This is a genomic window from Amycolatopsis sulphurea (genome assembly GCF_002564045.1).
In the GTDB taxonomy this organism is placed as follows: domain Bacteria; phylum Actinomycetota; class Actinomycetes; order Mycobacteriales; family Pseudonocardiaceae; genus Amycolatopsis; species Amycolatopsis sulphurea.
Map to the genome: position 1 here is coordinate 5,106,947 of NZ_PDJK01000002.1, position 20,057 is coordinate 5,127,003.

Here is a 20,057-nt window from a genome sequence, read left to right on the forward strand (position 1 = left end):
CATTTCGACTGTGACTGGAGATGAACGTGACGGCAACGAGGCCGCCGCCCGCCGACGCCGGGTCCCCGCAGTGGGACCCGACCGCGGATGCGGTGGAACAGACCCGGCGCAAGGACGGCGACCAGTTGCTCACCGGTCGCGCCACCTATCTCGACGACATCGAGCCGCCAGGCACACTGCACTGCGCGATCCTGCGCAGCCCACACGCCCATGCCCGGATCCGCTCGGTGGACGCGACCACGGCCCGGCAGTGCCGGTCGGTGCGAGCCGTGGTGACCGGTGCCGAGGCAGTAGCGCTGGCCGAGCCGCTTCCCCACTTCTTTGAACCGTCCATTGTGGGCGGTCGCACCACGACCGTGCGGGTGCTCGCGGTGGACAAGGTGCGGTATGTCGGCGACCCGGTCGCTGCGGTGGTCGCCGGCACGCTCGCCGACGCGGAGGCCGCGCTGGCGGCCATCGAGGTGGACTACGAGGTCCTGCCCGCTGCGGTGGAGGCCGAGCAGGCACTGGCCGAAGGTGCCCCGAAGGTGTTCGACGAGTGGGACGACAACGTGCTCATCCGCTTGCCGTTCGCCGAAGGTGACGCGGCCGCCGCACTCGCCGCCGCTGCCCACGTGCTCACCGGCGAGGCGCACATCCAGCGTTACCAGACCACACCGATGGAGCCGCGCGGCTACCTGGCGCACTGGGAGCGGACCGGCAAGCTGACGTTCTACGCCTCCACTCAGAACCCGCACCCGTTGCGCACCAACCTGTCCACGATCTTCGGGCTGCCTGAGGACCGGATCCGCGTGGTCGCCACCCGGCTCGGCGGCGGCTTCGGCCACAAGTTCAACGGCTACCCCGAGGAACCACTGGTCTGCCTGCTGTCCAGGATGACCGGCGCGCCGGTGAAATGGCTGGAGACCCGGGCCGACTCGCTGCTCGTCGGCGCCCGCGAGTTCTCGCACGAGTTCTCGGTCGGCTTCGACGACGACGGCCGGATCCTGGCGATCACCGACCGCATCGTCGGCAACGTCGGCTGCCTCGCCACCTGGGGCGGCTGGAGCATGACCTACCCGGCCGGCATGACGTTCCCCGGTCCCTACCTCGTGACCGACTACGCCATCGAGTCGGTCGCGGTGGTCACCAACAAGGCGCCGTGGAACGGCGCGCGCGGTTACGGCAAGGAATCCGCCACGCTGGCCTTGGAACGGATGGTGGACCTGGTCGCGCAGGAGCTTGGCCTGGACCCCGCCGAGGTGCGCCGCCGCAACTTCATCCCGCCGGAACGCTTTCCCCATTGGACGGCGGCCAAGCACCTCGACAGCGGTAACTACACCGGCGCGCTGGACAAGGTCATCGAACTGTCCGGCTACCACCGGCAACGGGACCTGCAGCGCGAGGTCCGCTCGCGGGGCGGGCTGCGCGGCATCGGGGTGTCGTTCGAGCTGACCCCCGAAGGCGGTGACTTCGCGGGCAGTTTCGTCCGCGGGTTCGACACCTCGACGGTGCGGGTGAGCCCGAAGGGCGCGATCACCGTGCTGACCGGCGTGACCAGTCCCGGCACCGGCAACGAGACGAGCATCGCCGCACTGGTCGCCCGCGAGTTCGGGGTGACCGTGGCCGAAGTGTCGGTACTGCAGGGCGACACCGACTCCTGTCCCTACGGCTTCGGCAACTTCTCCAGCCGCAGCCTCGCCGCCGGGGGCGGGGCCGCGGTCCTGGCAGCCCGCGAGGTGCGGGAGCGAATGGCGCTGGCCGCGGGGATCCTGCTCGAAACCAAGCCCGAGAGCCTCGTGTTCGCCGCGGGGCGGGTCCACGCCACCGACGGCGAGCGTTCGATGTCCTTCGGCGAAGTCGCCGAGCAGGTCTACCGTCGTGCCTACGCCATCCCCGGGCTCGACCAGCCACTACTGGAAGCGACCAAAGTGGGCGGTCCAGGCAACTTCCACCACGTGCCGGACGAGCAGGGACGGATGTCGGCGTACCCGACGTACCCGTACTCGACTCACGTCGCCGTGGTCGACGTGGACGGCGAGACCGGTCAGGTGCGGATTCTCGACTACACCTGTGTCGACGACTGTGGGGTGCAGATCAACCCGAAGTTCGTCGAAGGCCAGCTCTACGGCGGGATCGCGATGGGCATCGGCGGCGCCATGTCCGAGCAGCAGCCCTACGACGACGCCGGGCAGCCACTGGCCCGCACGCTCAAGCACTATCTCGTGCCACGGGCCAACGACCTGCCGGACATCCGGCTCGGCCACCAATGCACGCCCTCGCCCTACACCCTGCTGGGCACCAAGGGCGCCGGGGAAAGCGGGGTGGGTGGCGCGGTGGCCTGCCTCGCGAACGCCGTCAACGACGCGCTGCTGCCGCTCGGCGTCCGCGTCACCTCGATGCCGCTGTCCCCGCCCCACGTGTTGCGGGCGATCCGTTCGGGAGGCAACTCGTGATCCGCACCAGCCTGCGCTACCACCGGCCGGCCACGCCGGAGGAGACCAGCGCGATCCTCGCCGGCCATGCCGGGGACGTCGTCGTCCTCGGCGGCGGCACGATGCTGCTGCCGATGATGAACCGGGCGGAGGTCAACGCCGGTCACATCGTCGACCTGCGCGGGCTCGGCCTCGATACGATCACCGAGCACGGCGACCAGGTCCGGATCGGGGCGAGGGTCACCTACGACAACCTGTTCTCCTCGGACGTCGTCGCACGCACGGTACCCCTGCTGCGGCGGATGGCGAGCGGCATCACCGGTGGCGGCCAGCTGCGCAACCTCGCCACCGCCGGCGGATCCGCCTGCTACGGCAACCCGTCGTCGGATGTGCCCGCCGTCCTGGTCGCACTCGAGGCGACTATGTGCCTGCACGGCTCGGCGGGACAGCGCCGGGTGCCGGCCGGCGAGTTCTTCGTCGACGCGTTCCGGACCGCCCTCGGCGACGGTGAGTTCCTGATGTCGATGGAAGTGACACGCCGCGCCGCCCGGGTCGGCTATCACAAGCTCAAACTGTGCGAGGGAAGCTGGCCCATCGTCACCGCGGCGGTGGTGCGGGACGGCGAGCGTGTGATGGCGACCGTCGGCGCGGCCAGCCCGACTCCCCGCCGGTTCGACCTCACGTCCTACCTGGACTCCGGCAAGGACACGGTGGACGAGTTCGTCCGCGGCCACATCGAAAACCCGTGGACCGACGTGCTGGCCGACGGCGCCTACCGCAAGGACGTCTCCGGTGCCGTCGTTCGCCGTGCCGTCGCCGAACTGCAGGAGGCTGAGCGATCATGACCGGGACCGAACCCGCCGCGCCGGGGCGCACGATCACGGTGCGCGTCAACGGTGTCGAGCACACCACGGCGATCGAAGACCGTGACCTGCTCGTCGATGCGATCCGCAAGCGCCTGGGGCTCACCGGAACCCATGTTGGATGCTACAACGGCGACTGCGGTGCCTGCACGATCATGCTGGACGGCAAGATCGTGAAGTCGTGCCTGATGCTCGCGGCGAGTGCCGACGGGGCCGAGATCACCACGATCGAAGGGTTCTCCGGCAGCGACGAGCTCGACGAGATCCAAGAGGCGTTCTGGGCCGAAGACGGGTTCCAGTGCGGGTACTGCCTGCCCGGCCAGCTCTTCGCGGCGCGCGACCTGCTGGAGCACAACCCGGACCCGTCCGAAGCGGACATCCGCCAGGCGATCAGCGGGAACATCTGCCGCTGCACGGGATACGTCACCATCGTCAAGTCTGTGCAAGCGGCCGCCCAACGACGCGGCTCCTGACCACAGGTACCGGATCGCGCGCGGTTCCCGCCGCCGGTGGCCTTCGGGGGTTGCGCACCAGACTCGACGCCTTCACAGACCGCATCCTCCTGCGGGAGGCGATGCACGGCCTGCTACCCGCCCAGCTGCCGGCCCGCTACGGTAAGGGCGAGCAGACCACCACCTGGCAGCGCGCTCTGCGTGCCGACCTCGCGGTGGCGCGCGAGCTGGCCGCCGACGGCGCCTGCGCGGCCGCCGGGCTCATCGACCCGAAACCCGGCGCTGGCCGCGGTGACCACGGCCGCGCCACGCACACCGGGGCGACTGTGGTCGGCCTCCCGCACCTTCTTCGACTCGTACTTCACACCCAACAGGTCCCGCACGAACTGTCGGTACCGCTTCGCCGTGCGCCCCACAGCCGCCGCAACCGCGACATCCTCGCCCCGCTCGAGCTTGCCGCGCACCTCAACTACCACCGTCGGGCACCTCGGCCAGTCTCGGGAAACATCCGAGCCATTGGTAACACTTCAACCGGACGAGCAGCGCCGGAAAGCCCTGGGTGTTCTGCGTGCACCGCTGCGCCCACTCCACGTCGTTCGGGGTGAACGCGTCGGCCAGCTCCGGCGCCGACACCACCCGCTTGCACCGCGGATACGCGGCGCGGCCGATCGATGCCAACCCGGCACTCGAACAACGATTACGGCGGCGACACCCTTAAGCGTCCCTACGACCTCCGACACGCCTGTGTGTCGACCTGGCTGGCCGCTGGGGTGCCGTCCACGCAGTGCGCGGAGTGGGCCGGCCACTCGGTGGCCGTGCTGCACCAGATCTACGCCAAGGTGATCGCCGGCCTGGAGTCGGCGGCCCACGATCGCATCGAGCGGGCTCTCGGCTGGGAGAGCTGACGGCCGGTAGCTGGGGGCGCATGGGGGTGGAGGGCCGTAGGCGGCCGGACAGCCCCGGACCATACGACAACGGCCCCGGCCGCCCTGCTTGGTCAGGGGCCGTCTTCTGCAGGTGATCGCCAGTGCCCCCGGAGAGATTCGAACTCTCACTGGACGGGTTTTGAATCCGTTGCCTCTGCCAGTTGGGCTACGGGGGCGGCTGCCGGTGAACTTTACCGACCCCGTGCCCCGACGGTCCCGGCGGGTGCCGGGGTGCGGGTGTAGTGCCCGCCACTTCGTGGTGAACGCCATCGTGGGATGGGCGGTGGCCCCGGTACGCTTGCGGTTCGCGGGTGACCGTGACGTGAACCGTGCCGTCGAGTGCTCAGGAGGACAGCGGTGACCGAAGAGGCCGGCGGTGCCGAAGCCGTGCCGCAGCGCCGTGTGCTCGTCGCCGAGGACGAAGCGCTCATCCGGCTCGATCTGGTCGAGATGCTGCGGGAAGAGGGCTACGAGGTGGTCGGCGAGGCCGGCGACGGCGAAGAGGCCATCGCGCTCGCCACCGATCTCAAGCCGGATCTGGTGATCCTGGACGTCAAGATGCCCAAGCTGGACGGGATCGAGGCGGCCGCGCGGATCACCGGCGACCGGATCGCGCCGGTCGTCATCCTCACCGCGTTCAGCCAGCGGGATCTGGTCGAGCGGGCCCGGGACGCGGGCACGATGGCCTACCTGGTCAAGCCGTTCGCCAAGCGGGACCTGGTGCCTGCCATCGAGCTGGCGGTCAGCCGGTTCGCCGAGCTGCAGGCGCTGGAATCCGAGGTCGCCGGGCTCACCGACCGGCTGGAGACGCGCAAGGTCATCGACCGGGCCAAGGGGCTGCTGATGACCCGGCAGGGTCTCGCCGAGCCGGAGGCCTTCCGCTGGATCCAGCGGACCGCGATGGACCGCCGCACCACGATGAAGGCCGTTGCCGAGGCCGTGGTGGAGAGCATCGGCTAGCCGGCCCGCCAGGCCGGCGGCGAAGCGGGCGTGACCAGGGGGTCACGCCCGCTTCGCCGTATCCGCGGTCGCTGCGTGCTGCCCGAACGGGCAGAGTCGCTGCCCCTTTTTTCGGTACTCCTCGTGTGCGGCAGGGGCGTTCTTAGACTGTGCCGAATCGACTGGTTCGTCCGTCAAGGGGTCTGTTTCGGGCGCATTCTTATACCCAGCGTCATCACTCGATCGTCACTCTCCGACGTTCGAGGGTTCACCATGGGGCAACTTTGCCGCCACCGTCACGATGTGGATACAAGACGTGCTGTGACTCTGTGCAACGCCCTCACCGGCGGCTACGTTCAGCGGCCAGTCGAAGTCCCAGTGAGGGACCCGCCGCTCACCGAGCGCGCGGGCGGCATTTGGAGGAAGAGTGCACAGAGCACGACTCACGAAGGTCATCGTGCTGGCCGCGGCGGGAGCCATCTCGCTCAGCGCCTGCACGGCGCGCAACGACAGCGGCTCGGGTGGGGAAAGTGCCGGTTCGCAGGCCGCGGCGCCCTCGGCGGCCGCCGACGCGGCGGACCCCGCCGGGGACGGCAAAGCCCAGTGCTCGCCGGTCTCCCTCGCTTACGCGGGCACCATCAACGGCGCGAACGCGGCGCTGGGCCAGAACATCCTGGACGGCGCGAAGCTCGCCGTGGACCAGCACAACAAGGCCAACCCGGGCTGCCAGGTCAAGCTCGAGCAGTACGACACCGAGGGCACGCCGGACAAGGCGCCCGGCATCGTGAACCAGATGGTCAACACCCCGGCCATCCTCGGCGTGGTCGGCCTGCCCTTCTCCGGGGAGTCGAAGGCGGTCGGCAACATCTTCAACGGGGCCGGCCTGGTCACCATCACCCCGTCCGCGACCGGTCCCGGCCTGAGCCAGAACGGCTGGAAGACCTTCTTCCGCGGTCTGGGCAACGACAACACCCAGGGCCCGGCCGCGGCGAAGTTCATGACCGGTGAGCTCAAGGCCGGCAAGGTCTGCGTGATCAAGGACGACTCCGAGTACGGCACCGGCCTGGCCGCCGCGACCGTCCAGGCGCTCGGCGACAAGGTCGCCTGCCAGGACGACGTCAAGACCAAGCAGGTCGACTTCTCCGCGGTGGTGAACAAGGTCAAGAACGCCAACCCGGACGCGGTCTTCTACTCCGGCTACTACCAGGAAGGCGCCCCGTTCGCGCAGCAGCTGAACGACGCCGGCGTCAAGGCCAAGTTCGTCGGCCCGGACGGGGTCAAGGACGACGAGTTCGTCAAGGGCGCGGGCGACGCCGCGGCCAACGCGTACTTCACCTGCCCCTGCGTGCCGGCCGACCAGTTCACCAAGTTCACCGACGCCTACCAAGCGGCGTACCAGAAGGCTCCGGGCACCTACTCGCCCGAGGCCTACGACATCGCCACGATCTTCCTCAAGGGCGTCGACGCGGGCAAGAAGGACCGGGCCTCGATGCTCGACTTCGTGAAGAACTACGACGGCCAGGGACTCACCAAGCACTTCAAGTGGGACTCGCACGGTGAACTGGCGCAGACGACCGTGTGGGCCTACAAGGTCGACAAAGGCAAGATCGTCCGCGACACCGAGATCAAGTAACCCCTTCGGCCCTGCTCGGTACCGGGGTGTGCGCCCGGCGGCTTGATCCCGCCGCGTGCACACCCCGGACCCACTTGGAGAACTAGTGTGTCGATGACTCATGAGCTCGGCTCCCTCGTCCTGGCCCAGGGCGAGGGCTGGATCACCTTCGACGTCGATTCGTTCCTGAACCAGTTCTGGTCCAACACGATCGACGGTCTGTCCTACGGCAGCATCTACGCACTCGTGGCGCTGGGGTACACCCTGGTCTACGGCGTGCTCAAGCTGATCAACTTCGCCCACTCCGAGGTGTTCATCTACGGCGCCTACGCGACGTGGTTCACCTTCTACGGCCTCGGGTTCCGGCCCGGCACCACTCCCGAGCTACCGGTGTTCGAACTGGTCGGGTTCCTGTTACTGGCACTGATCGCGGCGATGGCCGTGTCCGGGGGCACCGCGGTGGTCCTGGAACGGGTCGCCTACCGGCCGCTGCGCAAACGCGGGGCACCCCGGCTGGTCTTCCTGATCACCGCGATCGGCGCCTCGTTCGTGCTGCAGCAGATCCTGTTCATCTGGCGCGGCGGCAACCCGGAGAACAGCATCCGGCTGCTGCGCAACGACGAGGTCTTCCAGATCTTCGGCGCGAGCGTCACCAACGTCACGATCATCACCATCCTCGCCGCGATCCTGCTGATGATCGGCACGGACATGTTCGTCAACCGCACCCGGTTCGGCCGGGGCATCCGTGCGGTCGCGCAGGATCCGGACACCGCGACGCTGATGGGCGTGAACAAGGAACGGGTCATCATGACCACGTTCCTCATCGGCGGCCTGCTGGCCGGCGCGGCCGCGCTGCTCTACATGATGAAGATCCCGCAGGGCGCCTCCTATCAGGGCGGCTTCATCCTCGGCATCAAGGCGTTCACCGCCGCGGTGCTGGGCGGGATCGGCAACCTGCGCGGCGCGCTGCTGGGCGGCCTGCTGCTCGGGGTCGTGGAGAACTACGGCCAGTCGCTGTTCGGCGGGCAGTGGCGCGACGTGGTGGCGTTCGTGCTGCTGGTGCTGATCCTGATGATCCGGCCCACCGGCATCCTCGGTGAGTCGCTCGGAAAGGCACGGGTATGACGGTGACCTCGACCCCGCCCGCGCGGGCCACGGCGCAGCGCCGCCGCCCGGTGTCGGACTGGTGGAACAACCTGCCCCGGGTCCAGCAGTGGGCGGTGCTCATCCCGCTGGTGGCGCTGGTCTATCTGCTGCCGGTGCTCAATCCGCCGCTGCTGACCACGCAGCCCGGGTACGATTTCCCGACCGCGATGTTCGAGGTGGCCCGCTACGCTCTGGTCGCCATCGGGCTGAACGTGGTGGTCGGCCAGGCCGGGCTGCTGGATCTGGGCTATGTCGGCTTCTTCGCGATCGGCGCCTACGTGATGGCGTTGTTCACCAGCCCGGACTCTTCCCTCTCGAAGCTGCCGTTCCTCGTCGTGCTGCCGATCGCGATGGTGGTCACGATGATCTTCGGGGTGATCCTCGGGACACCGACGCTGCGATTACGCGGGGACTATCTGGCGATCGTCACGCTCGGCTTCGGCGAGATCGTGCGGCTGCTGGCGGACAACGTCGCACCGCTGCGCGGCAACCGCGGGTTCCAGAGCGTCGGGCATCCGCCCGGCACGAACGCCGACGGCAGTCCGTTGTTCAGCAATACCAACGGAACCCCCTGGTATTGGCTCTGTGTCACGCTGATCATCGGGGTGCTGCTGCTGGTCGGGAACCTGGAACGCAGCCGGGTCGGCCGGGCCTGGGTGGCCATCCGCGACGACGAGGACGCGGCCGAGATCATGGGCGTGCCCACGTTCAAGTTCAAGATCTGGGCGTTCGTCGGCGGCGCGGCGATCGGCGGGCTCTCCGGCGCGCTCTACGCCGGGCAGCTGGGTTTCGTGAACAACCAGAAGTTCGACGTGGTCACGTCCATGCTGTTCCTCGCCGCGGTGATCCTCGGCGGCGCGGGCAACAAGGTCGGCGTGCTGCTGGGCGCGGTGGTGGTGGCCTACATCCCGCTGCGGTTCCAGGCGATCGCCGAGTACAAGTACCTGATCTTCGGCCTGGCGCTGATCATCCTGATGATCTTTCGCCCGCAGGGCCTGCTCGGTGCGCGGCAGCGGCTGCTCACCTACGGCAGACAGGCCTATCGCCGGCTGCTCGGCAAGGGCGAGCAGGTCAGCAGTGACGGTTCACTGGCCACCGAGAACCCGGGAGAGAAGGCATGACCGCCCCTGGCAACGGCAGCGGCCCCGAGGTCCCGGCCGAGGGCGGGCTGGTCGCCGAGGTCGCGCAGATGAGCGAGGCCGAACTCGCCGAGCACGAGGCCGAGGTCGCCGACGTCGTCGCCCCCGACCGCGACATCGACGTGGCGATGGGGGAGACCCTGCTGGCCGTCGACGACGTCACGGTGCGTTTCGGCGGGCTGGTCGCGCTGGATTCGGTGTCCTTCGGCATCCGGCGCGGCGAGATCCTCGGCCTGATCGGGCCGAACGGCGCGGGCAAGACCACCTGCTTCAACGCGATGACCGGGGTGTACCGGCCCACCTCCGGGCAGGTGCTGCTGGAGGGCCGCCCGCTGGCCAAGGCCTCCCGGCACGCCATCACCCAGCTCGGCATCGCCCGGACGTTCCAGAACATCCGGCTCTTCGGCGACATGACCGCGCTGGAGAACGTGGTGGTCGGCACCGATGCCCGGCATCGCACCAGCCTGCTCGGGGCGTTGCTGCGCAGCCCGCGGCACCACCGCGAGGAGAAGCAGGCGATCGAGAAGGGCATGGCGCTGCTGGAATTCGTCGGTATCGCGGACCGGGCCGCGGACCGCGCGAAGAATCTGCCGTACGGCTACCAGCGGCGCCTGGAGATCGCGCGGGCGCTGGCCACCGAGCCGAAACTGCTCTGCCTCGACGAGCCGGCCGCCGGGTTCAACCCGGCGGAGAAGGAGGAGCTCATGGGGCTGATCCGGACGATCCGCGACGACGGGTACACCGTGCTGCTGATCGAGCACGACATGAAGCTCGTGATGGGTGTGACCGACCGGATCGTGGTGCTGGAATTCGGCAAGAAGATCGCCGAGGGACTGCCTGCCGAGATCCGGGAGGATCCCGCGGTGATTGCCGCCTACCTGGGGGTGCCCGACGATGACGTTGCTTGAACTGTCCGAAGTGTCGGTCCACTATGGCCGGATCAAAGCGGTGTCCGGCCTGTCCATCACGGTGGACGAGGGCGAGATCGTCACCCTGATCGGCGCGAACGGGGCGGGCAAGTCCACCACCATGCGGGCGATCTCCGGGATCCGGCCGGTGTCGGCGGGCAGCGTCCGGTTCGACGGGGAGGACATCACGCGGCTGCGCGGTGACCTCCGCGTGGTGCGCGGGATCTCGCAGTCGCCGGAGGGCCGGGGGATCTTCCCCGGCATGACGGTGCTGGAGAACCTGGACATGGGCGCGTACGCGCGCAAGGACCGGAAGGATCTGAAGCCGGACTTCGATCGCGTCTTCGAGCTGTTCCCCCGGCTGGCCGAACGCCGGACCCAGGTCGGCGGCACGATGTCCGGTGGCGAGCAGCAGATGCTCGCGATCGGCCGCGCGCTGATGGCCAAGCCCCGGCTGCTGCTGCTGGACGAACCGTCGATGGGCCTGGCCCCGCAGTTCATCCAGCAGATCTTCCGGATCATCACGGAGATCAACCGCCAGGGCACCACGGTGCTGCTGGTGGAGCAGAACGCGCAGCAGGCGCTCTCCCGCGCGCACCGCGCGTACGTGCTGGAGACCGGGCAGATCACCAAAACCGGCACCGGCCGGGAACTGCTCGCCGATTCGAGCATCAAGGAGGCCTATCTCGGCGTCGGCTGAGGGCCCGTTTTCAAGGCTGTGAAGGGGTCCTTCACGGACTCTGAGTCCGTGAAGGACCCCTTCACAGCTTCCACGTTCAGGCGCCCGGCGGCCGGTCGCGGACGACGCAGGTGAGCCGGGCGGTGCAGGTGCGGCGGCCCTCGTCGTCGGTGAGCACGATCTCCGCGGTGATCGTGCCGCGCCCGACGTGCACCGGGGTGGCCACCCCGGTGACCGTGCCGGCGCGGACCGCGCGGTGGTGCGTGCAGGACAGTTCGAGCCCCATCGCGGCGCGTCCGGGGCCGGCGTTGAGCGCGGCCAGTATCGAGCCGAGCGCCTCGGCCACGGTCGCGTTCGCCCCGCCGTGCAGCAGGCCGTAGGGCTGCAGATTGCCCTCGACCGGGATGGTGCCGACGACCCGCTCGGGGGAGGCTTCGGTGACCTTCAGCCCGATCCTGTCGTTCAGCTGCTGCCCGGCGGCCGCGGGATCGATGCCCGCGAACGTACCCGGCGAGATTTCGGCGGCCTGTTCGGTCACTCAACGCTCCTCAACCTATGCGACCCGCAAGAGTGTCGGACCCCCACCCTAGACTCGCCCCCGTGAGCCCGAGCGAGAACCGAACCGTTGCCAACGCCACAGCCGCCACCACCGCCGAGCGGCCCCGGCTGCTGCTGATCGACGGCCATTCCATGGCCTACCGCGCGTTCTTCGCGCTGCCCGCGGAGAATTTCCGCACCAAGACCGGGCAGGTCACGAACGCGGTGTTCGGGTTCACCTCGATGCTGATCAACCTGCTGCGCGACGAGGCGCCCACGCACCTCGCGGTGGCCTTCGACCTGTCCCGCAAGACCTTCCGCTCGGAGGCCTTCGCCGGCTACAAGGCCAACCGCAGTGCCACCCCGGACGAGTTCCGCGGCCAGGTGGACCTGGTGCGGGAGGTGCTCGACGTGCTCGGCATCCCCTCGCTGACCAAGGAGAACTACGAGGCCGACGACATCATCGCCACGCTGACCACCCAGGCGGGCGCGGATTTCGACGTGTTGATCTGTACCGGCGACCGTGACGCGCTGCAGCTGGTCGGCGAGCGGGTCACCGTGCTCTACCCGAAGCGGGGCGTGTCCGATCTGGTCCGGTTCACCCCGGAGGCGGTCGAGGAGAAGTACGGCCTCACCCCGAGCCAGTACCCGGATTTCGCGGCGCTGCGCGGCGACCCCTCGGACAACCTGCCCGGCATCCCCGGCGTGGGCGAGAAGACCGCGACCAAGTGGATCCGCCAGTTCGGCACGCTGGCCGAGCTGATCGACCGGGTGGACGAGGTGAAGGGCAAGGTCGGCGAGGCGCTGCGCGCGAATCTGTCCTCGGTCACGCTCAACCGCGAGCTGACCGAGCTGGTGCGGACCGTGCCGCTGGAGACCACGCCGGCCGAGCTGGAGCTGCGCCCGTGGGACCGCGAGGCGGTGCACCGGCTGTTCGACGAGCTGGAGTTCCGGGTGCTGCGCGAGCGGCTCTTCGACACGCTCAGCAGTGCCGAACCGGAGGCCGAGGAAGGCTTCGAGGTGTCCGGCTCGGCGCTGGCGCCCGGGGCGCTGGCCGAATGGCTGGACGCGCACGCGGGGCCGTCCGCGCCGGTTGCGCTGGCGTTCCGCACGACCGGCACCTCTGTCCGCTCCGACCTGCGCGCGGTGGCCTTCGCGACGGCGGACGGCGAGGGCGCCTATGCCGACGTCACCACGATGGACGAGGCGGACGACCGGGCGCTGGCGGCCTGGTTCGCGGACGGGGAGATCCGCAAGATCGGGCACGATCTGAAGGTGGCGCTGCACGCGGTGCGGGCACGCGGCTGGACGTTCGCCGGGCTGGCCATGGACACCGCGCTGGCCGCCTACCTCGCGCGACCGGGCCAGCGCACCTTCGGGCTGGACGATCTGGCGCTGCGGTACCTGCACCGTGAGCTGCGCTCGGAAGCCGACGAGGGCGACGGTCAGCTGTCGCTGCTCGACGGTGGTGCCGAGGAGGCGGAGCAGAAGGAGATCTCCGCCGAGCTGGTACGCGCCCGCGCGGTGTTCGAGCTGAGCTGCGCGCTGGGCACCGAGCTGGAGGAGCTGGGCGGGGCGAAGCTGCTCGCCGAGCTGGAGCTGCCGCTGCTGGAGGTGATCACCGAGCTGGAGGCGGCGGGCATCGCGGTCGACGTCGACCAGCTGACCGAACTGGAGGCGCACTATCTCAGCCGGGTCACCCAGGCCGCGGATTCCGCCTACGAGGTGATCGGCAAGCAGATCAACCTCGGCTCCCCGAAGCAGCTGCAGGTGGTGCTGTTCGAGGAACTCGGCATGCCCAAGACCAAGCGCACCAAGACCGGCTACACCACCGACGCCGAGGCGCTGCAGGGCCTGTTCGAGAAGACCGAGCACCCGTTCCTGCAGTACCTGCTGGAGCACCGCGACGCGACCAAGCTGCGCACCACGGTGGAGGGGCTGATCAAGTCGGTCGCCGACGACGGGCGCATCCACACCACACTGCAGCAGACCATCGCGGCCACCGGCCGGCTGTCCTCGATCGAGCCGAACCTGCAGAACATTCCGGTGCGCACCGAGGAAGGCCGGCGCATCCGCGACGCGTTCGTGGTCGGCGCGGGCTGGACCGAGCTGATGACCGCGGACTACAGCCAGATCGAGATGCGCATCATGGCGCACCTGTCCCAGGACGAGGGGCTGATCGAGGCCTTCAACAGCGGTGAGGACCTGCACACGTTCGTTGCCTCGCGGGCGTTCTCGGTGCAGGCCGGGGAGATCACCGCGGAGCAGCGGTACCGGGTCAAGGCGATGTCCTACGGCCTGGCCTACGGGCTGTCCGCGTACGGGCTCTCGCAGCAGCTGCGAATCTCCACCGAGGAGGCGAAGGAGCAGATGGAGGCGTACTTCGCCCGGTTCGGCGGGGTGCGCGACTATCTGCAGTCGGTGGTCGGCGAGGCCGCGAAACGCGGCTACACCGAGACGATCTTCGGCCGCCGCCGCTACCTGCCGGACCTCAACAGCGACAACCGGCAGCGCCGCGAAATGGCCGAGCGGATGGCCCTCAACGCCCCCATCCAGGGCAGCGCGGCCGACATCATCAAGGTGGCCATGCTCAACGTGCACCGCGCGCTGGACGAGGCGAAGCTGCGCAGCCGCGTCCTGCTCCAGGTGCACGACGAACTGGTGCTGGAAGTGGCCGAGGGCGAACGCGCGGAGGTCGAGAACCTGGTCCGCGAAGGCATGGGCTCGGCCTACCACCTCGCCGTCCCTCTGGAGGTCTCGGTCGGCTACGGCCGCTCGTGGAACGAGGCCGCGCACTGACTTCTTTTTGCCGGTCGTGGCCCGGGTGCGGGTCACGACCGGCCGAGTGCTTCGCGTGGGTGCGGTGGCGTGCGCGCCCTGTCCGGCCGAACCCTGCCCACCTCATGCCGGTTCACGATGCCCGCCCGTGAGCAGACCTGCCGGGTTCACCGTCGCTCCGTGATCCGCCCGCTTCGGCCATCCGGACGCCTCGCCGTACTCCCCACGCCGCCGGACGGGTCCGCCCACCGGGCCATATGAGTCCTTTGTGGACACTTCGCATGCCGCTGCGCGAGCAGGAAACCGTGCAGCTCCACGGTTTCGGCCCGGCACACCCGCCCGGTCAGCGGTACCGGCGGCGCGCCATGGGCACCTAGCGTGACATGCGCACATGCCCATCTAATTCGGAGGACTGAGACATGTTCGAGCGGCTCTTCAGGACCTTCCTGCGTCACGGGTGCTGTTCCGCGTGCACCGGCAAGGGCTGTGGCTGCTGCGCCAACTGCCACTGATCCGCCCACACGGCTGCGCGAGGGGTGACCCGTTCACCCCTTGCCCAGCCCGCGCACCAGGACCATCACCGAGTCCAGCGCCTCGGCCCGGCTGCGCGCGGGCTGGAAGACCTGCCAGTCGAGCGCGACCACCAGCATGGTGCCGAACAGGCCCGCGGCCGCGGTCGGGATGCGCACCCCGGCGGGCAGCCTGCCGGCCGCGTCGAGCCGTTCCAGCTGGGTCTTCACGATCGCGATGATCTCCTCGCGCAGCAGGGAAAGCGTGTCGTGCCACCGGCCCGGCGCACGCCACAGCTCGCTCACCACGATCTGGGAGAACCCCGGGTACTCGCCGATGAACTCCAGCGTGGTGTCCACCTGCGCCTCGATCACGTCCAGCGGGTCGGCGTCCGAAGCGGCCGCGCGCAGCCGTCCGGCCAGCAGGTCGACGCCGAACCGGAGCAGGGCGTCGACGAGTCCGTCCTTCGACCCGAAGTTGTAGTACACGGTGCCCTTGGCCACGCCCGCTTCCGCCGCGATGTCGTCGACGGTCAGCCCCACCAGCCCCTTGCCGGCCGAAAGCCGCAGGGTCGCCTCGAACAGCTTCTGCTTCGTCGCCTCTCTCACAGGCTCAGCTCGGGCTTGAGCGCGGACACCGACCAGACCCGGCGCTTGCGCGCGGCGAGCGTGGACAGCAGGATCCCGCCGGCAAGGTAGGCCAGGAGCACCCCGACGTCCCCGAGGATCTGCATCGACGCGCCGGAGTAGAGCAGATGCCGGAACCCGTCGATCGCATAGCCCATCGGCAGCACCAGATGCAGCGGGTACAGCGCGTCCGGGATGGTCTGCCACGGGAACGTGCCGCCCGCGCTGACCAGTTGCAGCACCAGCAGCACCAGCCCGAGGAATTTGCCGACCGCGCCGAAGAACGCGTTGAGCGCGTGCACCACCGACGTGAACGTGAGCGACACCAGGAAAGCGAACCCGATCGCGCCGAGCGGATGCGCCACGTGAATCCCGACGAGCCAGGTCACCGCGGCGAACAGCACCACCACCTGCGCCAGCCCGAGCACGGCCGAGGACAGCCATCCGCCGATCGCGACCCGCAGCGGGGACGCGCCCGCGGTGAGTGCCCGGGTGGACAGCGGCCGGATCAGCAGGAACAGCACGAAGGCGCCGATCCAGGTCGCCAGGGCGATGAAGAACGGAGCGAGCCCGGCCCCGTAGGTGCCTGCGGAAGCGACGCCGTTGGAGGTGACCGCGACGGGGTCGGCGATCGTGTTCGCGGTCGCTGTCCGGGTCGGGTCGTCCGGGTTCGGGATCTGCGAAAGCCCGGCCGACAGTCCGTCACGCAGCTTCGTGGACCCGGCCGCGAGCTGGTCCGTGCCGGTCACCGCGGTCTTCTCGCCGTCGTCGAGTTCGGCCGCGCCGTCGCGCAGCTGGTTCGCGCCGTCGGAAGCCTTCGCGATCCCGCTCGCCAGCTGCGGCGAGGCCGAGGCGAGCTGGTGCGCGCCGTCGGAGACCTGGCGCGCGCCGTCCGCGAGCTTCTGCACCTGACCGTTGGCCGACTGGATCTTCCCGTTCGCCTGATCGACGGGAGAGCGCAGCGCGTCCAGCCGCGCGAGGACGTCGTTGACCTGACTGTCGGACAGCCCGGCGTCGTGCAGCTGCGTGTTCAGCTGAGCCCGATATCCGTCGAGCCGGCTCTGCAGATCGGACGAGGCCGAGGCGGCCAGCGACGCGGCGTCGGCCACTTTCTGGTTGCCATCGGCCACTTGTCCGGCGCCACTGGCGAGTTTCTGGGTCTGTGCGGGCAGATCCGCGGTGCTCGACTTCAGCGTGCCCAGCCCGGTGGCGAGCGTGCCTGAGCCGGCCGCCAGCTGATGCGCCCCGTCGGCGAGCTGGTGCTGGCCCGTCTGCAGTCTGGTCGCGCCGTCGGCGAGTTGCTTGGCGCCGTTGCTCGCCTCGGAGATCTTGCCGTAGATGGTGGAGAATCCGACGAGGAATCGGTCCGCGGCCTCGCTGCCCACCTTCTTGGCGATGGTCTTGCGGACCTGGTCGGCCACCTGCTTGGCGATCGTGCCGGACAGATAGTTGTTGGCGTCGTTGGTGGTGAGCGTGATGGTCGCCTGTTGCGGGGTGAAGTTCCCGGACGAGAGCAGCGCCGCGGAGAACCCGCTCGGAATGCCGATGGCGAACGAGTACTTGTCGTCGCGCACGCCGTCCCGGGCGTCCTTTTCGGACGTTTGATGCCATTGGAAGGTGCCGGACTGCAGCAGTTCGCCGGTCACCTCGTGGCCGATGTTGCGCTCCGCGCCGGAAGAATCCTTCGCCCCGGCGTCCTCGGTGAACACGGCCGCGGGCAGTTTGTCCAGCCGGCCGTAGGGGTCGTAGTTGGCGTAGAGGTAGAACGACGCGTACAGCAGCGGTACCAGCACGAGCGCGGCCATCGCCAGCTTCGGCAACGTCCCGGTGGACAATCGGCGCAGCTCGTTGCGCGCGATCCGGAACGCGTTCAGGCCACCGGTGCGCTTGTGGGGGGATGTCATGCCCGGTCTCCTTCGGCGGCCGCGGTTTCGGCGCCGGTCGCAGTGCTGATTTCCGTGCTTGCTTCGGGGGCGGCGTACCGCACCGGATCCGGCTGTTCGGCCGACCCGATCCGGGCCGGTGGCTGGGGGAGTGCCGAGAGCGGCGTGGTCGCGGTGAGCACGGCGACCGCGAAACCACGCGTCGCCTGCGTCCGGGCCACTTCGGCCCAGGTCGCGACGTCGCTGGTGTGCCGGTCGGGCGTGTCCAGCACCAGTACCCGCACGCCGGCCCGCTCGGCGGCCAGCTCCGTCAGCAGCCGAATCCGCAGCGTCGGCACGAGGTTCTCGAACCGGGTCTCGGCGAACGGTGCCGCGTCGTGCTCGGCCAGCCAGGCAGCCACATCCGGCTTGCCCGCCGGGCGACGCGCCAGCGCGAGTTCCTCGCCGACGACCACCCGCAGGGGGAGCGCCTCGTCCGGTTCGCTGACCCCGGGCGCGTCCACGACGGCCACCAGGCTCCGCAGCTCACCGGCGGGTTCGGCGGTCACCGTGCCGGTGGTCGGGCGCATCCGCCCGGCGAGCGCGAGACCCAGCGCGGTGACCCCGACGCCGGGTTCGCCGTGCACCACGGTGAGCCCGCCCTCCTCGACGATGACCGAGGTCGGCGGCAGCAACGGCCCGTGGGGCCCGTCGAGGGACACCCGGTCGGCGTGGACCCGCACGGTCGCACTCCTGTCTTTGAACTGACTGGTCAGTTCAAAACTTAGCCCGGTCCGTGAGGGCCGGGCAACCTGGGTGGTCGCACGTCACACAACCAGGTGGCGCGGGCTTGTTCAGCGCAGCGCGGAAGCCGGGTGTGCCTCCCACGACGTCCACAAGGGACGGTAGCCCTGCCGGTGCCAGAACACCGAGGAGAGCGGGTTGATCGGGTTGTAGTAGAGGTAGGTGCCCGCCGTTCCGCGGCCGTTCAGTTCGCGATGCGCTCGGGCCATCAGGGCCCGCCCGATCCCGCGGCTGCGGTGACCAGTCGCGGTGACCACGTTGTTCACGTACCCCCAGCGGCCCGTCGGCAGCAGCTCCGCGGCCGCGTTCCCCGGCTCGGACTCGACCCAGGCGCACTGGGCGAGGCCGACTGCCGCACCGTTCTCCTCGGCCAGCCAGGTGGCCGGTTCGTCGAGGGTGTGCCGCAAGGCCGGGCGGAGCAGCTCCGCGGTCTGCGCGCGGCGGCGGTGCGCGACCAGGCCGGTGTAGTCGAAGGTCGCCGTGCACAGCGCCAGGACGGTGTCCAGGTCCTCCGGTCCCGCGCTGCGGATGGCCGGGCCGTCCGGCTCGGGGGCCGGTGGCTCCTGCCCGGTGCGCACGGCCAGTGCGGCCATTGGGACCATGCCGTGGTCGAGGAAGGCCCGGATCGCCTCCGCGTCGCGGCTCGGCCAGTTGACCACGCAGGCCGAGTCCGGCTCAGCCTGCTCATTGTCCATTCGGGACCGCAGGGCGCCGAGCAGCGCGTCGAACCCGGCGGTGCCGGAGATTCCGGGATTGGGGAACAGCTGCCACACCTGCTCGGCCGACCACAGCAGCGCGACGTCCCCCGGACCGTGCCGATACCGTTGCAGCACACCGGAAACACGCTCGCCGATGGCGGTCACGGCCGTGATCCGCTCGCCGCCGGCCTCGGGCGGGGGCGGCGGCAGGAGCGGGTCCAGGGCGGTGAAGCGCTCGGTGGTGCTCACCTGGCGCAGCGTAATCGTTCAGGCGCGGCGAGTGCGAAAGATCGCCGTGCCGGGGAAGAGCCGGCCGCGCAGCGGGCTCCACTGGCCCCACGTACGGGTGTGTCCATCCGGCCACTCCGGTTCGAGCAGATCCTCCAGCGCGAAGCCGGTCGCATTGAGCGCGCGTACGTAATCGCCGACCGTACGGTGGTATTCGACGTACGTGGCGACACCGTCTTCGTCGACCTCCGCGTACGGCGTGCGGTCGAAGTACGGCTGAGTCACGGTCAGGCCTTGCGGCCCCGGGTCGTCCGGGAAGATCCAGCGTATCGGGTGAGTCACCGAGAACACCCACGGCGCGTCCGGGCGCAGCAGGCGGTGCACCTCCGTGAACACGGTCTCCAGCGAAGGCACGAAGGGCAGCGCGCCGAACGCGGAGCACGCAACATCGAAGCTGCTGTCCGCGAACGGCAGTCGCTCGGCGTTGGCCTGTACGAGGGGGACTGCCACGCCGGTGCGCTCGTTGCCCGCGCGGGCGTGGCGCAGCATCCCGCCGGACAGGTCGGCGGCCACCGCGTACGCGCCTTCCGACGCGAGCCATCGTGAGCACGCAGCCTGTCCGCAACCCACTTCGAGGACGCGACGCCCGCGTACGTCGCCAAGCAGCCGGGCGTTTTCCTCCCGGACGCCTTCGGGACACCAGACGAAGTCGGCGTCACCGAGGAAGCCGCCATGTGTGGCGTTGTAGTCGTCGGCGTCCGCGTCCCACCAAGCGAGGTTCGCCGCTTCGGCTTCCGCCCCGCCGACTTCGCGGTGCGCCACGCCGGTGGTGCCGAGCCGATGCTCGGTGCTCTCCGTCGGGTCCGCGGGCGGTGCGGCGGGCTCGGGCATGACAGGCTCCTCGTCGGGGGCGGCGGCGGGTTGGTCATCGGGGGC

The 20,057-nt window shown here is 69.6% G+C and carries 18 protein-coding genes, 1 tRNA gene and 1 pseudogene; 11 read left to right on the forward strand and 9 right to left on the reverse strand.

Going from position 1 to position 20,057, the window contains the following annotated elements; all coding sequences use genetic code 11:
• Positions 1-26 precede the first annotated feature (26 nt).
• Genes ATK36_RS29350 through ATK36_RS29360 form a run of 3 tightly spaced genes read left to right on the forward strand, consistent with a single transcriptional unit; the run spans position 27 to position 3,750 of the window.
• The gene (locus ATK36_RS29350) at positions 27-2,435 is read left to right on the forward strand and encodes a xanthine dehydrogenase family protein molybdopterin-binding subunit (protein WP_170069960.1); all 2,409 of its coding nucleotides are present in this window, start codon (positions 27-29) and stop codon (positions 2,433-2,435) included.
• Positions 2,432-3,259, forward strand: coding sequence for an FAD binding domain-containing protein (locus tag ATK36_RS29355; protein ID WP_170069961.1), 828 nt, complete (start codon positions 2,432-2,434; stop codon positions 3,257-3,259). Before ATK36_RS29350 ends, ATK36_RS29355 begins: the two co-directional genes overlap by 4 nt.
• Positions 3,256-3,750, forward strand: a complete 495-nt coding sequence (locus ATK36_RS29360) for a (2Fe-2S)-binding protein (protein ID WP_098514415.1) — start codon at positions 3,256-3,258, stop codon at positions 3,748-3,750. The genes ATK36_RS29355 and ATK36_RS29360 overlap by 4 nt, the downstream gene beginning before the upstream one ends.
• Positions 3,751-3,863: 113 nt before the next feature.
• Here ATK36_RS29360 and ATK36_RS29365 read toward each other — a convergent pair whose 3' ends face one another.
• Together ATK36_RS29365 and ATK36_RS31830 are read right to left on the reverse strand one after the other, a co-directional pair.
• Positions 3,864-4,205 carry a hypothetical protein gene (locus ATK36_RS29365; RefSeq protein WP_141544571.1) on the reverse strand — a complete coding sequence of 114 codons (342 nt, stop codon included), beginning with the start codon at positions 4,203-4,205 and terminating at the stop codon, positions 3,864-3,866.
• On the reverse strand, positions 4,195-4,407 hold the full coding sequence (locus tag ATK36_RS31830) for a hypothetical protein (protein WP_141544572.1): 213 nt from the start codon (positions 4,405-4,407) through the stop codon (positions 4,195-4,197). Before ATK36_RS31830 ends, ATK36_RS29365 begins: the two co-directional genes overlap by 11 nt.
• A gap of 38 nt (positions 4,408-4,445) precedes the next feature.
• On the opposite strand from ATK36_RS31830, the pseudogene ATK36_RS29370 reads away from it, so the two are divergent.
• Positions 4,446-4,634: pseudogene (locus tag ATK36_RS29370) on the forward strand (tyrosine-type recombinase/integrase); the annotation flags it as partial.
• A gap of 123 nt (positions 4,635-4,757) precedes the next feature.
• Here ATK36_RS29370 and ATK36_RS29375 read toward each other — a convergent pair.
• Positions 4,758-4,831, reverse strand: a tRNA-Leu gene (locus ATK36_RS29375).
• 181 nt (positions 4,832-5,012) lie between these two features.
• Here ATK36_RS29375 and ATK36_RS29380 point away from each other — a divergent pair.
• From ATK36_RS29380 to ATK36_RS29405, 6 genes are all read left to right on the forward strand, one after another.
• Positions 5,013-5,615, forward strand: a complete 603-nt coding sequence (locus ATK36_RS29380; RefSeq protein WP_098514417.1) for an ANTAR domain-containing response regulator — start codon at positions 5,013-5,015, stop codon at positions 5,613-5,615.
• 436 nt (positions 5,616-6,051) lie between these two features.
• Entirely contained in the window at positions 6,052-7,227 is a 1,176-nt protein-coding gene (locus ATK36_RS29385) for a branched-chain amino acid ABC transporter substrate-binding protein (protein ID WP_098515271.1), read from the forward strand.
• A gap of 93 nt (positions 7,228-7,320) precedes the next feature.
• Entirely contained in the window at positions 7,321-8,331 is a 1,011-nt protein-coding gene (locus tag ATK36_RS29390; RefSeq protein WP_098514418.1) for a branched-chain amino acid ABC transporter permease, read from the forward strand.
• A complete protein-coding gene (locus tag ATK36_RS29395) occupies positions 8,328-9,473 on the forward strand; it encodes a branched-chain amino acid ABC transporter permease (RefSeq protein ID WP_098514419.1) in 1,146 nt (381 codons plus the stop codon). Before ATK36_RS29390 ends, ATK36_RS29395 begins: the two co-directional genes overlap by 4 nt.
• A complete protein-coding gene (locus ATK36_RS29400; protein ID WP_098514420.1) occupies positions 9,470-10,399 on the forward strand; it encodes an ABC transporter ATP-binding protein in 930 nt (309 codons plus the stop codon). Before ATK36_RS29395 ends, ATK36_RS29400 begins: the two co-directional genes overlap by 4 nt.
• A complete protein-coding gene (locus tag ATK36_RS29405) occupies positions 10,386-11,099 on the forward strand; it encodes an ABC transporter ATP-binding protein (RefSeq protein ID WP_098514421.1) in 714 nt (237 codons plus the stop codon). The genes ATK36_RS29400 and ATK36_RS29405 overlap by 14 nt, the downstream gene beginning before the upstream one ends.
• 76 nt (positions 11,100-11,175) lie before the next feature.
• Here ATK36_RS29405 and ATK36_RS29410 read toward each other — a convergent pair whose 3' ends face one another.
• Entirely contained in the window at positions 11,176-11,616 is a 441-nt protein-coding gene (locus ATK36_RS29410; protein WP_098514422.1) for a PaaI family thioesterase, read from the reverse strand.
• A gap of 62 nt (positions 11,617-11,678) precedes the next feature.
• Between ATK36_RS29410 and polA the strand changes: the two genes are divergently transcribed.
• Positions 11,679-14,414 (forward strand): DNA polymerase I, encoded by a 2,736-nt coding sequence (gene polA, locus ATK36_RS29415; RefSeq protein ID WP_170069962.1) that lies wholly within the window; start codon positions 11,679-11,681, stop codon positions 14,412-14,414.
• A gap of 524 nt (positions 14,415-14,938) precedes the next feature.
• Here polA and ATK36_RS29420 read toward each other — a convergent pair.
• The 5 genes from ATK36_RS29420 to ATK36_RS29440 all read right to left on the reverse strand — a co-directional run bounded on the left by ATK36_RS29420 (position 14,939) and on the right by ATK36_RS29440 (position 20,012).
• On the reverse strand, positions 14,939-15,511 hold the full coding sequence (locus ATK36_RS29420; protein WP_098514424.1) for a TetR/AcrR family transcriptional regulator: 573 nt from the start codon (positions 15,509-15,511) through the stop codon (positions 14,939-14,941).
• Positions 15,508-17,403, reverse strand: coding sequence for a YhgE/Pip family protein (locus ATK36_RS29425; RefSeq protein WP_098515272.1), 1,896 nt, complete (start codon positions 17,401-17,403; stop codon positions 15,508-15,510). The genes ATK36_RS29420 and ATK36_RS29425 overlap by 4 nt, the downstream gene beginning before the upstream one ends.
• A 26-nt stretch (positions 17,404-17,429) precedes the next feature.
• Positions 17,430-18,134 (reverse strand): P-loop NTPase family protein, encoded by a 705-nt coding sequence (locus ATK36_RS29430; protein ID WP_098514425.1) that lies wholly within the window; start codon positions 18,132-18,134, stop codon positions 17,430-17,432.
• 111 nt (positions 18,135-18,245) lie between these two features.
• A complete protein-coding gene (locus ATK36_RS29435) occupies positions 18,246-19,142 on the reverse strand; it encodes a GNAT family N-acetyltransferase (protein ID WP_098514426.1) in 897 nt (298 codons plus the stop codon).
• An 18-nt stretch (positions 19,143-19,160) separates the two neighbouring features.
• Complete coding sequence (locus ATK36_RS29440; protein WP_098514427.1) at positions 19,161-20,012, reverse strand: class I SAM-dependent methyltransferase; 852 nt, start codon at positions 20,010-20,012, stop codon at positions 19,161-19,163.
• Positions 20,013-20,057 lie beyond the last annotated feature (45 nt).

What these genes read in the sequence shown, in the direction of transcription:
- ATK36_RS29360 (WP_098514415.1), top strand. Translation starts at nt 3,256, where the DNA reads ATGACCGGGACCGAACCCGCCGCGCCGGGGCGCACGATCACGGTGCGC.
- ATK36_RS29390 (WP_098514418.1), top strand. Translation starts at nt 7,321, where the DNA reads ATGACTCATGAGCTCGGCTCCCTCGTCCTGGCCCAGGGCGAGGGCTGG.
- ATK36_RS29395 (WP_098514419.1), top strand. Translation starts at nt 8,328, where the DNA reads ATGACGGTGACCTCGACCCCGCCCGCGCGGGCCACGGCGCAGCGCCGC.
- ATK36_RS29400 (WP_098514420.1), top strand. Translation starts at nt 9,470, where the DNA reads ATGACCGCCCCTGGCAACGGCAGCGGCCCCGAGGTCCCGGCCGAGGGC.
- ATK36_RS29405 (WP_098514421.1), top strand. Translation starts at nt 10,386, where the DNA reads ATGACGTTGCTTGAACTGTCCGAAGTGTCGGTCCACTATGGCCGGATC.
- ATK36_RS29440 (WP_098514427.1), bottom strand. Translation starts at nt 20,012, where the DNA reads ATGCCCGAGCCCGCCGCACCGCCCGCGGACCCGACGGAGAGCACCGAG.